Source organism: Mesorhizobium sp. CA6 (assembly GCF_020165035.1).
Classification (GTDB): domain Bacteria; phylum Pseudomonadota; class Alphaproteobacteria; order Rhizobiales; family Rhizobiaceae; genus Mesorhizobium.
Genome location: NZ_JAIUHI010000009.1, coordinates 249514 through 261896, shown reverse-complemented (window position 1 = coordinate 261896; position 12383 = coordinate 249514). Strand labels below are relative to the sequence as shown.

General features: G+C 60.1%; 12 protein-coding genes. 8 read left to right on the top strand and 4 right to left on the bottom strand.

All coding sequences use genetic code 11. The features are described 5' to 3' along the window. The first annotated feature begins 129 nt into the window (after positions 1-129). The gene (locus tag LB526_RS16305; protein ID WP_224604965.1) at positions 130-354 is read left to right on the top strand and encodes a hypothetical protein; all 225 of its coding nucleotides are present in this window, start codon (positions 130-132) and stop codon (positions 352-354) included. A 521-nt stretch (positions 355-875) separates the two neighbouring features. After that, complete coding sequence (locus tag LB526_RS16300) at positions 876-1067, top strand: hypothetical protein (RefSeq protein ID WP_224604962.1); 192 nt, start codon at positions 876-878, stop codon at positions 1065-1067. A 688-nt stretch (positions 1068-1755) separates the two neighbouring features. On the opposite strand, the gene LB526_RS16295 is transcribed toward LB526_RS16300, so the two are convergent. Both LB526_RS16295 and LB526_RS16290 read right to left on the bottom strand, forming a co-directional pair. Beyond that, positions 1756-2226 carry a MucR family transcriptional regulator gene (locus tag LB526_RS16295; protein ID WP_411967652.1) on the bottom strand — a complete coding sequence of 157 codons (471 nt, stop codon included), beginning with the start codon at positions 2224-2226 and terminating at the stop codon, positions 1756-1758. A 78-nt stretch (positions 2227-2304) separates the two neighbouring features. After that, entirely contained in the window at positions 2305-2862 is a 558-nt protein-coding gene (locus tag LB526_RS16290; protein ID WP_224628459.1) for a recombinase family protein, read from the bottom strand. 661 nt (positions 2863-3523) lie between these two features. On the opposite strand from LB526_RS16290, the gene LB526_RS16285 reads away from it, so the two are divergent. Beyond that, positions 3524-4507, top strand: a complete 984-nt coding sequence (locus LB526_RS16285) for a Crp/Fnr family transcriptional regulator (RefSeq protein ID WP_224628457.1) — start codon at positions 3524-3526, stop codon at positions 4505-4507. Between the two features lie 15 nt (positions 4508-4522). Continuing rightward, positions 4523-4762, top strand: a complete 240-nt coding sequence (locus LB526_RS16280; protein ID WP_140695510.1) for a DUF6894 family protein — start codon at positions 4523-4525, stop codon at positions 4760-4762. A 684-nt stretch (positions 4763-5446) separates the two neighbouring features. Here LB526_RS16280 and LB526_RS16275 read toward each other — a convergent pair. Then, complete coding sequence (locus LB526_RS16275; protein WP_224628456.1) at positions 5447-5914, bottom strand: Lrp/AsnC family transcriptional regulator; 468 nt, start codon at positions 5912-5914, stop codon at positions 5447-5449. 126 nt (positions 5915-6040) lie between these two features. Between LB526_RS16275 and LB526_RS16270 the strand changes: the two genes are divergently transcribed. From LB526_RS16270 to LB526_RS16260, 3 genes are all read left to right on the top strand, one after another. Beyond that, positions 6041-8422, top strand: coding sequence for a transketolase (locus tag LB526_RS16270; protein ID WP_224628455.1), 2382 nt, complete (start codon positions 6041-6043; stop codon positions 8420-8422). Positions 8423-8549: 127 nt separating this feature from the next. Beyond that, on the top strand, positions 8550-9488 hold the full coding sequence (locus LB526_RS16265) for a kinase (protein ID WP_318013272.1): 939 nt from the start codon (positions 8550-8552) through the stop codon (positions 9486-9488). Further along, positions 9482-10555 carry a PLP-dependent cysteine synthase family protein gene (locus LB526_RS16260; protein WP_224628449.1) on the top strand — a complete coding sequence of 358 codons (1074 nt, stop codon included), beginning with the start codon at positions 9482-9484 and terminating at the stop codon, positions 10553-10555. Before LB526_RS16265 ends, LB526_RS16260 begins: the two co-directional genes overlap by 7 nt. Here LB526_RS16260 and LB526_RS16255 read toward each other — a convergent pair. Continuing rightward, positions 10550-11887 (bottom strand): threonine synthase, encoded by a 1338-nt coding sequence (locus tag LB526_RS16255; RefSeq protein ID WP_224628444.1) that lies wholly within the window; start codon positions 11885-11887, stop codon positions 10550-10552. The two genes, LB526_RS16260 and LB526_RS16255, sit on opposite strands and share 6 nt — an antisense overlap. Here LB526_RS16255 and LB526_RS29725 point away from each other — a divergent pair. After that, the gene (locus tag LB526_RS29725) at positions 11778-12281 is read left to right on the top strand and encodes a helix-turn-helix transcriptional regulator (protein WP_318013271.1); all 504 of its coding nucleotides are present in this window, start codon (positions 11778-11780) and stop codon (positions 12279-12281) included. The two genes, LB526_RS16255 and LB526_RS29725, sit on opposite strands and share 110 nt — an antisense overlap. Positions 12282-12383: the final 102 nt, after the last annotated feature.

Below are 12383 nucleotides of genomic sequence, written 5' to 3'. Positions count from 1 at the left end.
TGGGCTTCAAGGGCCGGGCTGCCGGGTAGACAGTCCCGACCCTCACCCTATTCACACAGATTTTTTGTTGATTTCTGTAGGCCTTGACCCAAGGATAAGCGCTTGGGTTTTAGGGGTGGAGTTGGGCTGGTGGACGTTCAGGCCGATCCTAGGCGGGCGAGCACCGCTAAAGAGCTTGTCCATGCAGCGCTCCTAAGTGCGCCGTTTGGCGAAACGGTCTCGATCAAAGAAACCATCGCTGCCGTCCGCCGAGTCGGTGCCGGACTCCGTGAGAGCGATTGCCAACTTACCGAATTCATCATGTACGAGGCCATACTGTTGGGCCGGTTCATCGCCTTCGACCTGCACGAATAAATGCGTCTCCATGAACAATCCGGTTCTTGGAACGATTCCCTCTCGATCGAGTTTCGTCCTTGAGGGTCCCGATTGGATGCCCTACTGAATGTCCATCATTAGCGCGTCTGCTCGAGCCTTCCGGCAGTTGATCACTTCGGAACACCACCGCCGAAATTTGCGCAACCAGTTGGGATTGGACGTCGAACCGACGCTGCCGACGTCTTTCACTGAATTGTTAGAGGCGCTGGACCGGCGGGACGAGAAAACAGACGACGCAAGCTCGTAGGGCTGGATTGCGCCCACTGCATTTCCTCGCGAATGCGGATTGACCCGATTTTGCCGATATGGCCAAATCACACCCGTTGCAGCGGCACCCCAACGCCCCCGCGTTTAGTCCCCGGCGCTGCAAACGCCCAAGCTCTAAGCCCGGCAGCCCTGCCGGGCTTTTTTCTTTCCCTCAACTTTTAGGGAACGGAATTCCCAATTCGGAAGTTGCGCCCGCTGGGAGGCGGAGAGAGCCAGCCGGAGAGAGCCAGCCGATGTCAGACGAAAATCAGAAGACCCCGCTCGTCCAGAAGCTCATTCGAGAAACCGGCATTGCCGAGGCGCAAGCTTACGAACTTGCCCTCCTGATCGGTTTGAATTGGAACTCGCTCATGCGAGAGGCGAAGCTCATTCAGGCTAGGCTAACGGCCGAGGTCGCCCTGAACGGGCCACCTGTCGAGGATTGACGCCGTAGCGACGGAATTCCTATCGTCACGTTTTGGTGGCCGGGCTGGTGTTGAGTTGATGGCCCACAAAGCTCGACCACACACCCCTAATCTGACGATGCTCGCTGGCCGTCAGAGGAACCAAGGTCGCCTGTGCAGCTGTTTAGGACCGCGGTGGGTGCTACCGGCGTGCCTTTCGGCACCCTTTGGACGGCCATCAGCCTTCGCTGCAGAACCAGCGCTCCCCGCTGCCCGTGGAGATCGCCGTCCGGTCGTGAAACTGAGAGATGGTCTCCCTCGGTTTCGCTCGAAGACTTGAAGAACTGGTTCCGAGCTACTGCGGTGCCTAGCCCGCCCAGCTGGGAAACACGGCGGGCCAAAGACGTGAGCTGAAGCCGGAAGTGTCTCGGTTGCTCGACGCGTTACCGCCCACGCCACGAGGCGAATCATAACATCCCGCGAAGGTGACTTTGAGCGGCTAGCTATATCGCCTCTGCCGCAGCTGCGAGCAAAGCCGATCAGAACTACTCCGGTACTGCCAAGAAGACAGACAAGGATCCAATTGAACAGCTGCGATAGCACCCCGGGCGCGAAGATCGCGCCCGGGCGAATGGATTAATGTTGGGGTACTCAAATGTGACCCATTGAAGGAAAGCGGCAGCTATGAGGGAGCCCCCCACCAACTGAAGTAGTGTGACGAAGAGCGCTTTCATTTTGTCCCGCGCTTGGCTGAAGTTTTTTTCGTCGGTTTGGTGCCGACCTTTCGACCGAGCCCGCTTGACTTCGCCAGAGCGGAGCGCTGCGCAGCGTAGTTGGGTGCCACCATAGGATAGTCGCGAGCCAAGCCCCACTTCTCCCGATACTCATCGGGCGTCAGGCCGTAGTGCACGCCGATGTGGCGCTTCAATGATTTGAACCTCTTTCCGTCCTCAAGGCAAATGATGTAGTCAGGAAATACAGACCGCTTCGGGTTTACCGCTGGAGTATAAATTGGCTTCTCGGGCACAACCGGTTGTCCGACCTTCGCGAGCGACGAATTCACACTTTGGATCAGGTCAGGCAGCGAAGCGACTGGCACTGCGTTCTTGCTGACATAAGACGAAACGATATCCGCGGTTAGGCCCATCAACACAGCCTGTGTGTTCGAAACTTCGTCTGCCACGTAATAGCTCCTGGTCATTAGGGATGGACTTATCTAGCGAATTCACTTGGGATTGCCAGCCAGAAATAACTAAATCCGAAGCGGGCGGCGCGTCGCCTATCTTGCCGTCCCATGCTCATTCAGAATTCGATAAACCTGCATCCGCGAGCAACCCACCAACTTCGCAATTTGCGTCGGATTATGGTTCTGATCACGAAGAGCCAGCACCTGCCCTCTAGCCAGGCGCTGTTTGCCGCCCTTATATACGCCTTCGCGTTTGGCCTGCTCGATGCCATCGCGCTGTCGTTCTTTGATGAACCGACGCTCCATCTGAGCGACCATACCAAGCACGGTAAGCACGATATGACCCATTTCTCCCCGCGTTGACACGTGCGGGTCGAGCACGGTCACGAACGCGCCCTTCTGCTCGCATTCGTAAATCACGTTGAGGACGTCACGCGTGTCGCGGCCAAGCCGGTCTAGGCGCGTCACCATCAATTCATCCCTGGGGCGGAGGAACTCTAGAACGGTTGCCAGTTCGGCGCGGCGGTCGCGGCTGCCGCCCGACACCTTCTCTGACCGAGTGACCTCGCACCCTTCAGCTTTTAGCTTGGCGAGTTGCGTTTCGAGGTCCTGATCAACCGTGCTGACGCGAGCGTAACCAATCCGAGCCATAGCCTGTCACCTCAAGGTCGAAAGGCTCGACGCTACCCTGTCGCAAATAGTCAGTGTCAAGTGACCTCTTCGGCGATTAATACTCGCGTGTAGCTCCTTGCATCTGCACATGACGAGGCCTGCCCGATCCGAGGCGGGCTTGTTCCCGTCCTCGCTGCTCGTCTCTCTAACGGCACCGGCTTCAACACCTCAGGCCACTTCGAATCATTTTTAGCTACTGCTAACAATTGTGATTCCGCAGGAACTGACTTCGGCTTAGCACTCAGCTTAGAAAGAGATTGGGCGGACGCGCGGGTCGGAGCATGACAAACCACGTAAGAAACGGCGGCGACCTATTTGAAGCCGCAATGATCACGGTCATGGCCTTGGCGGTTATCGGTATCATGCTGATCATTGCGGTGGGAATTTACTGACGTCGTTCAGCCCCGCTGTCCAATCGGCCTTGAGCGGCACCCTAGGTAGGCATCGGGGGCAAAGAAAAACAGTTTCATCTGGTCGCCCGCTTAACAAAAGCCAATCAGGCGCTTGGAATTGTGCAGCAAGCACCCTTTAAAAATCAACAGCATAGAGCGTAACGAATATCAAAGGGTATCGTTGAACCCGGTTTGGGGTCACGCCTCCTGGAGCCACGCTTAAGCCGATACCGCGGGGCCGCGACCTCGTGCAGAGGCTTCTGGAAGAAACCGGCATTACCGAGGCAACAAGCGCGAGAGTTGGTCTCACTACTCGGCACGAATTGGTCTTCGCTCGTCCGAGAGGCCAAAGCCATCACCAACAAGCCGAGGCCGCCCAGACTGCGCTCGTAGGACATCTCGCCAAGCTCGCGCTTGGCAGCAAAGCCGCCCGCCAAAATGGAACATTAGCGCCTGATCCCGGTTCGGTACGCAACTCAACCCGGTCACCCAACTTGGCACATGTCCTTTCCCCGAACGTTTTGATCCGTAAGCTTCAGAACATCTCCCATCTGACCCAGTCAGATATAGCTATTTTAGAAGGCATTCCGCTTTCAAAGAGGGAGTGTCGTGCAAACGAGGATATTGTACGCGAGGGCGAGCGACCCACCCATTCATTTGTGGTCTTGGAAGGCTTGGTGGGATCCACCAAGCTTACCGGCGACGGCAAACGGCAGATCACGTCCTTCTTTGTTCCGGGAGATATTCCCGATCTGCACGGTATGCATCTCTCGGTTCTGGACTGCACCTTTTCATCGCTCGCGCGCGCCAGTCTGGGCTTCATGCGGCATGATGCCATGCGAGCCATCTGCGACCGACATGCCTCCATAGCCGCTATATTTTGGCGCTCGACGCTGATCGACGCAGCAATATACCGAGAATGGGTTACCAACGTTGGAAGGCGCGACGCCTATACTCGTATGGCTCACATATTGTGCGAACTGATCGTTCGCCTTCACTCGATGGGGGTTATCAAAGATCATGTAGCCAATCTCCCGGTCACGCAGGCGGCCCTTGCCGACGCGTTGGGCCTGTCAACCGTCCACGTGAACCGAGTGCTTCAGGAGCTACGACGCAATGGGCTGATATTTACCGAGGGCACCCGATTTCATGCTGTTGATTGGGCCGGGCTCGTCCGAGCCGGAGATTTTGACGCCACCTACTTGCATCAAAGGACCGCAACAACATTCTGATGGCGAGCTGGTGCGATGGCGAGATACTTCTTTGATAGCGGTGATCGCGACGTTGTCCTCAAGGATGAGGTAGGCATCGAATGCGATGGGATCGGGAGCGCGCGTCATCAGGCCATAGAAGGTCTGGTAGACCTGACGAGAGAATTCCTTAAGGACCTCAATGGCCAGGAGTTGTTCATCGAAATCCGCAACGAGCATGGAGAAAAGCTGGCAAGGTTGAGCCTATCACTGCATGCGCAACCGAGCGCTCAATGAAGGTTACGGATTTCCGTGACTAGCGGCGGTCTTCGCCGCTTGGAAGCAGACTACCCTTGATGATCGCTGACCGCCTATGTCGCCCGTAGTAAGCATATCATCGCGACGCCAAAAATTGACAGTCGGCATCACCGCAAGCAAAGCAATTCGACCGCTTGTCAATTTGGAAAGCGCTTGGATTGCTTTGCGTTCCTGTACAACCCGCGATTCATCCGGGGAGGCTGGCGACCGAACTGCGGGGCCACACGGAGCAGATTGCCACGCGCCACTAAAATTTGAGCGAGCCTCGCAGCGCCTGGGCCGACACTTTGCGATAGGCTATCCAACGGCAATCCTGGAGGTGGCGGAGAACAAAGCGGCGTGGAAGCCTACGTCGAAGTGAAGAAGCGCTTTCCGATTCTTATCGAGCAGCGAAATAAAGCGTGCTTGGCCGACGTCCCTTACAACCACGGCAGTCGGAGTCTTGATGGTGCCCAGCGTAGCTTGAACGTCGGGTAACGGAGTACCTGTCGGCACTTGGCAAATTTGTTTGACATGTGTCGGCAAGGCCGAAATGGGGATTGCCGCAGATCTCGCGTGTGGCACGAGGGGCATGCACCCGCGGGTGAAATGCCATCGGGGTAGGTGAGGGGTGCCGAACCTCGCGTCAGTTGCCGCGGTGGCCGTCGCGGAATACCCGGCCGATCAGATGGGCAGCACTTCCGAGCGCTTGACCTGGCCCAGGGCAAAGCTGCTTTCGATCGAAGCGATGTTGTCCAGCCGCGTCAGCTTGTCCTTGATGAACCGCTCATAGGCCTCGAGGTCGCGCACCACGATGCGCATCAGGTAGTCGCGCTGGCCGGTCATCAGATAGCAGTCGACAACCTCCGGCCAGCGCAGCACGGCTTGCGAGAAACGGTCGAGATCGTCCTCGCGTTGCCGTTCGAGCTTGATCGACGCGAAAGCGCTGATCGGCAGGCCGAGCTTCTTCTGGTCGACGACCACGGTGTAGCCCTTGATGACGCCGGCGTTCTCCAGGAGCCTGACGCGCCGCGCGCAAGGCGAGGGCGACAGACCGACGGCTTGGGCGAGGTCGTTCGAAGTCGCCTTGGCGTTCTTCTGCAGCGCGGCGATGATCTTCAGGTCGATTGCGTCAAGCGCTGGATTTGGCATCGTTCCCTCGTTTGGGCATCGTTATTGGCTGGAGCAGCCAATATGATCGATCGGTTTGGGCAAGAATAGTCACATTCGGAAGATCGACGCAGGTATCGTTGAGCCGCGATTTCACAGGAGCCGACAATGACGATCCTTTCCGAGCTTGAGCGCAAGGTCCTCTGGCTGGCCGTCTGGATGATTCATCACGCCAATCATCTTCGGGCGTCGACGGACAGCCTCAAGGTCGGCGGCCACCAGGCGTCGTCGGCGTCCGCGTCGACCTTGATGACGGCGCTCTATTTCCAGATCCTGAGGCCGCAGGACCGCGTCGCCGTCAAGCCGCATGCCAGCCCGGTATTCCATGCCATCCAATATCTGTTCGGCAAGCAGACGGTTGAGCAGCTGCAGAATTTTCGTGGCTATCGCGGCGCGCAGTCTTATCCGTCCCGAACCAAGGATATCGACGACGTCGATTTCTCGACCGGGTCGGTTGGACTGGGCGTGGCGCAGACCCTGTTCTCGTCCCTGGTCCAGGATTATGTCACGGCAAAAGGCTGGAAGACCGATCGGCCGGAAGGCCGGATGGTGGCCCTGCTCGGCGACGCCGAAATGGATGAAGGCAATATCTTCGAGGCGCTTCTCGAGGGCTGGAAGCATGGCCTGCGCAACACGTGGTGGGTCGTCGATTACAACAGGCAGAGCCTCGACGCGGTAGTGCGCGAAGGCCTGTGGCAGCGTTTCGAATCCATCTTTCGCAACTTCGGCTGGGATGTGGTGATCCTGAAACATGGGACGTTGCAACAGGCCGCCTTCGAGGAAAAGGGCGGCGAAAAGCTGCGGACCTGGATCGATGCATGCCCCAATCAGCTCTATTCCGCGCTGACCTTCCAGGGCGGCGCTGCCTGGCGCAGGCGCCTGCTGGACGATCTGGGCGATCAAGGACCGGTCAGCCGTCTGATCGAGAAGCGCAGCGACGATGAGCTTGCGGCCCTGATGGCAAATCTCGGCGGCCACGATCTGGCGAGCATCATCGATGCCTTCGAGCAAGCGCGCGGACATGATCGTCCGACCTGCTTCATCGCCTATACGATCAAGGGCTTTGGCCTGCCGCTCGCCGGCCACAAAGACAACCACGCCGGACTGATGACACCGGCGCAGGTCGACGTGCTGCGGCAAGGCATGGGAGTCCGCGAGGGCCGCGAATGGGACATTTTCGAGGGCCTTGCCTATGACGAGGCTGCGATACGATCCTTCCTCGCGTCGTCGCCTTTTGCGCAGCCAGCCCCGCGTCGTCACAAAGCCCCAGCTGTTCCGGTGCCAGCGCGCATCGGCTTCGGCGCTCAGCCGGCCATGTCGACACAACAAGGTTTCGGGCTTTTGATGCACGAGATCGCAAAATCGGACAGCGAGTTTGCGAGCCGTGTCGTCACGACATCCCCCGACGTCACCGTCTCGACCAATCTCGGCGCCTGGGTAAACAAACGGGGTCTGTTCGCGCGCGGCGACCAGGCGGACATTTTCCGCCAGGAGCGCATTCCCTCCACCTTCAACTGGACGTTTGCGCCGTCGGGACAGCATATCGAACTGGGCATCTCGGAGATGAACCTTTTCACCATGCTTTCGGCGCTCGGGTTATCGCACTCGCTCCACGGCGAGCGACTGCTTCCGGTTGGCACGCTCTATGATCCCTTCATCGAGCGCGGCCTCGACGCGCTCAACTATGCCTGTTACCAGGACGCCCGCTTTATCCTGGCGGCGACGCCCTCCGGTGTGACGCTGGCTCCAGAAGGCGGAGCGCATCAATCGATCGCCACGCCGCTGATCGGCATGGCGCAGGACGGTCTGGCGACGTTCGAGCCTGCCTATGTCGATGAACTGGCAATCATCCTGCGTTGGGCATTCGACTACATGCAGCGTACCGGCGAAGCCGAGCCTGACGACCATACCTGGCTGCGAGATCAGACCGGAGGTTCGGTCTACTTGAGGCTCTCGACGCGCTTGATCGAGCAGCCGACACGCCCGATGGAAAGTAAGCTGGCGCGCGACATCGTCGATGGCGCCTACTGGCTGCGCCCGCCCGGGCCAAACGCCGACCTGGTGATAGCTTATTCCGGCACAGTCGGGCCGGAAGCGATACAGGCGCTGGGATTGCTGGCCGGCGATCGGCGCGATGTCGGGCTTCTGGCCGTGACCTCGGCCGATCGGCTGAACGCCGGCTGGTCAGCCGCGGCCCGGGCGCGCCAGTACGGCCATCCACGCGCTTCAAGTCATGTCGAGCGCCTTTTTGCCGGTCTTCCGGCGTCCTGCGCCATCGTGACGGTGTTGGACGGGCACCCCGCGACGCTCGCCTGGCTGGGGTCGGTCCATGGCCACCGTACACGCGCTTTGGGCGTCGAGCATTTCGGCCAGACTGGTACGATCGCCGATCTCTACCGGCATTACGGGATCGATGCGCAAGGTATCATGGCTGCAGCGCAAGCGGTTTCGGTTGGCCGGCCGCTGAGGCACCTCGGCTCCGCCGCCTGACGATCGATCCCCCGCCTCCCGGCCGGCTCGTTCGACAGGAAGCCGTCAATGCCGGAATTCATTGAGAGCGGGCCTGACCCGTCAGCGCCATCTTCCTCCGCTGCGAGAAAGCGCGGGGGAGATGAAAATGGCTGGCGCCGGCAATCTTGTGAGCCGTGAAACGCTGCGGTCTGCGATCGGGACGGGGGCGGCGATTGCGCATCACGGCGAGCTCATCCAGGGCGTCTTCAAGGATGATGGCGGGCGCCTTCATCGCGGGCTGGTCACGCTGCCGATCTCCGCTTTGAGGTCCGAGGCGACCTTTGCCAGAACCGACGGCGATGCGGTCATTGTCCACCCCGATCATAAGATCAAGGCTTCGGCAGCCGCGCGGCTCACACTCGATTTCTTGAATGTGACCGGTGGTGGCGTGCTGACACTTCAAAGCTCGATTCCCGTGGGGCACGGCTACGGCTCATCGACCGCGGACGTCGTCGCTTCCATTCGCGCTGTGGCCGCAGCCCTCAAGGTCCAGTTGCGGCCCTCGAGCATCGGGCGTCTCGCCGTTGCCGCCGAGCGCGCCAGCGACGCGATCGCATTCGATGAGCATGCGGTCCTGTTCGCGCAACGCGAGGGCACGGTGATCGAGAATTTCGGCGGCTCGCTGCCGCCGCTGCTACTGGTCGGGTTCAAGGCGAATGGCGGCGTCCCGGTCGACACATTGCAGCTGCCGCCGGCGCGCTACGACAGTGCCGAAATCCAGGAATTCGGCGTGCTTCGGGCGCTGGTGGCGCGCGCGGTTTACCGTCAGGACCCAAATCTTCTCGGACGCGCCGCCTCGGCCAGCGCCGTGATCAGTCAACGGCACTTGCCGAAACAACGGTTCGACGAGATCGCCGAAATCGCCAGGCGAGCCGGGGCCTGCGGGGTGCAAGTCGCCCATAGCGGCTCGTTGTTTGGTCTGATTTTCGATCTTTTCGCATCGAACCTGAAGCGACGGGCAGCTTTGACCGCACAACAGATAAGACGCGCCGGCTTCAAGGACGTCGAGGTCCATCTGGTCAATGCGGAGGGCTGGACATGGTGACCCTCGCAGTCGACTATTTCAGGGACCTTGAGACCCCACGCCTTGCTCGCCTGGCGCCAAATCTGGTGGCGGCGGCTTTTCCGTTGATGAAGCTGATGCCGGCCCGCTACATTCTGGATCGGGCTGCGTCGAATGGCGAATTGAAGGCAGGCTCCCACATCGTCGAGACGACGTCCGGCACGTTCGGCATGGCGGTGGCGCTGCTCGCGGCGGCGCGTGGCTATCGCCTTACCCTCGTCACCGCTTCGACGCTTATCGATGCCAAATACAAAGCCCGGCTGGAGCGCATCGGCGCCACGGTCATAGCGCTCGACGATCCACGCGGCGACGGCAATCAGCCTGGTCGGCTCGAGCGCCTGCAGGAAATCCTGGCCACGGAGCCGGACGGCTTCTGGACCCGCCAATACGACAGTCCGGGGAACTGGCTTGCCTATGCGCGGCTGGCTGAACTTTTCATCCGGGCAATGGGAAAGGTCGATTGTCTGGTCGGCTGCGTCGGGACGGGCGGTTCGCTATGCGGCACCGCGTCCTTTCTGCGAACGGTCTTTCCCCATCTGACGGTGTTTGCCGTCGATACCCATTGCAGCATTCTGTTCGGGCAGCCCGTCGGCAAACGCATGCTGCGGGGCCTGGGCAACAGCGTTCTGCCGAAAAACGTCAGGCATGAGCTTGTCGACGAGATTCATTGGGTCGGCGCCTATCCGGCGTATCTGAGCGCGCACCGTTTGCTGCGCGAGCATGGCATCTTCATGGGGCCGACCAGCGGCGCCGCCGCGTTGGTGGCGCGATGGGTTGCAACGACCCTTCCGGACGCACAGGTCGCGGTCATCATGCCTGACGAAGGCCATCGCCATGCCGAGACCGTCTACAATGACGACTGGCTTGCGACCCTGCCTGGCTGGCCCTGCAAGGAACCGTCTGAGCCGAGGACGCTGACGACAATCGCACCGGCGGCAGAGACGCAATGGACGCGCTTTCTTTGGCTGCGGCGCAGTCTCGACGATGTGCTCAAAACCCAGGCAGCAAGTGCGGTGCCGTCGGCTATCGGTGCGGTGGAGAATCTATGAGGCGAGATCCAACCCGCTTTTGTCGAGCCAGCGCCAGGCGTCTTGGGTCGTCCGGAAGATTCGATCGTGTCCGTTCGATTCAGTGGACCGATCGAGGTCCTTGAGACCGCTGGCGGTCACAACAGCCACGACGCGGTCGGTGGCTGCGATGATCCCTTGGTCCTTCAACGTCGATATGGCGATCAGCGGCGTAACCGATGCCAGTTCGGCAAAGATTCCTTCGTCGCGCGCAAGGCGTTCCTGCATCGCGATCAGGTCATGATTGTCGACGGGGACCGCGTGCCCGCCGGATTCGCGCAGAGCCTTCAAAGCCTGGAACGTGCTGCGCGGCGTGCCGATCGATACGGCAAGACTGTCGAAGAGCATCTTGCGCTCACTCAAGGCATCGGCACCGCTGGCAAGGGCGTCCGCCAACGACCCGTGCACCTCCGCGGCGACGAGACGGGGCAGCTGCGTGATGGTCCTTTGGGCGTACAACTCGCAAAAACCCGCCCACAGGCCGGACAACGCATCGCCATAGCAGACCGGCAGGACGCACCAGTCCGGCGCCGCGCCATCCGATTGCTCGACGATCTCGTAGGCGATCGTCTTGTAGCCCTCGATGCCGAGCGGATGGCTGCCGACGACCGGACCGTGATAGGGCGAGGCGATGAACCAGTCATAGCGGGCAGCCGCCTGTTCCAGCAGCGACCATCGGTCCATTTTGTTGACCAAGGGCAGCACCGTCGCGCCATATTTTCGGATCTGCGCCAGCATCGCGCCGGCCGACCCGGCGAAAGTAGTGACAACGCACTTCAGCCCGGCTCTGGAAGCGTAGGCCGCCAGCGAGGCGCCGGCGTTGCCAGAAGACGCGGTCGCAACGGTCTTCGCGCCACGTGCGCGCGCCACGCTGACCGCGACGGTCGAGAAGCGGTCCTTATGCGACCAGGTCGGGTTCCGGCCTTCGTCCTTGATTGCGAGGTTGGGCACGCCGAGAAGCGCGCCGATGCGAGGCGCGGCAAGCAACGGTGTCAAACCCTCGCCAAGGCTCACTGCATCCGCGGCTGTGCAAGGCAGCATATGCGCAAAACGCCATAGCGAGCGCGAGGCGGTCGCGCCGTCCAGAGGATGAGGGGGAGGATCCGAATAAACCGGCCGAAGATTTGCGGGTGCGGTCTCCTGACACCGCGCGCACCCTTTGGAGTCGATGGTGATATCGGCGGGGTAGGCGGCACCGCATCGGATGCAGACGAATTCCAGAACCCGGCTTTCTTCCCTTCCGGGTCGGCTAATGTTGCCTGAGGAATGCACGGAACTGTTGTGCGCGAGGTCGCGAAACGGCCGGCTCGGCATGGCTATTCCTGTGTCAGGAAACGATGAATTCGCTGGTTGTTTCAAACAGCCAACAGCACCGCTGTCAATGCGGAATGTGCACTATAGTGTGTCGCACCATAGTGCGCGTCGTAGCATCCGTTGTTTGATGAAACTTCGCGGCGTTTTTGGTTTGAACGTGCAGCGGCTACGGAGAGAAAGAAAACTGTCTCAGGAGCAGTTGTCTTTCGTTTCGGGCCGCACGCGAGCCTATATCAGCAGCGTCGAGGCCGGTCGGCGAAACGCCACGCTGGATACAGTCGAGATCCTGGCGAAGGCTTTGGATGTGGAGCCGCAAGAGTTGATCGCGGCCGTTCCATCGAATCGGCGAGCAGCCCGCGGGACAAAGCAGACGACCCTAAAGTCAGCGGAATGAAGCGCGGTCTGTTAAGCCAGCATTGATACGGCTTTCAGGCTCTTTATCTTTGTGCCAGCTAATTGACTCCTGAAGTGTACATTCGGCGCAAGTCCCATTGAA

Bases quoted from the DNA above. Each gene is read 5' to 3' on its own strand.
- LB526_RS16300 (WP_224604962.1), top strand. From the start codon at position 876: ATGTCAGACGAAAATCAGAAGACCCCGCTCGTCCAGAAGCTCATTCGA.
- LB526_RS16295 (WP_411967652.1), bottom strand. From the start codon at position 2,226: ATGACCAGGAGCTATTACGTGGCAGACGAAGTTTCGAACACACAGGCT.
- LB526_RS16290 (WP_224628459.1), bottom strand. From the start codon at position 2,862: ATGGCTCGGATTGGTTACGCTCGCGTCAGCACGGTTGATCAGGACCTC.
- LB526_RS16280 (WP_140695510.1), top strand. From the start codon at position 4,523: ATGGCGAGATACTTCTTTGATAGCGGTGATCGCGACGTTGTCCTCAAG.
- LB526_RS16275 (WP_224628456.1), bottom strand. From the start codon at position 5,914: ATGCCAAATCCAGCGCTTGACGCAATCGACCTGAAGATCATCGCCGCG.
- LB526_RS16270 (WP_224628455.1), top strand. From the start codon at position 6,041: ATGACGATCCTTTCCGAGCTTGAGCGCAAGGTCCTCTGGCTGGCCGTC.
- LB526_RS16265 (WP_318013272.1), top strand. From the start codon at position 8,550: ATGGCTGGCGCCGGCAATCTTGTGAGCCGTGAAACGCTGCGGTCTGCG.
- LB526_RS16260 (WP_224628449.1), top strand. From the start codon at position 9,482: ATGGTGACCCTCGCAGTCGACTATTTCAGGGACCTTGAGACCCCACGC.
- LB526_RS29725 (WP_318013271.1), top strand. From the start codon at position 11,778: ATGCAGACGAATTCCAGAACCCGGCTTTCTTCCCTTCCGGGTCGGCTA.
- LB526_RS16255 (WP_224628444.1), bottom strand. From the start codon at position 11,887: ATGCCGAGCCGGCCGTTTCGCGACCTCGCGCACAACAGTTCCGTGCAT.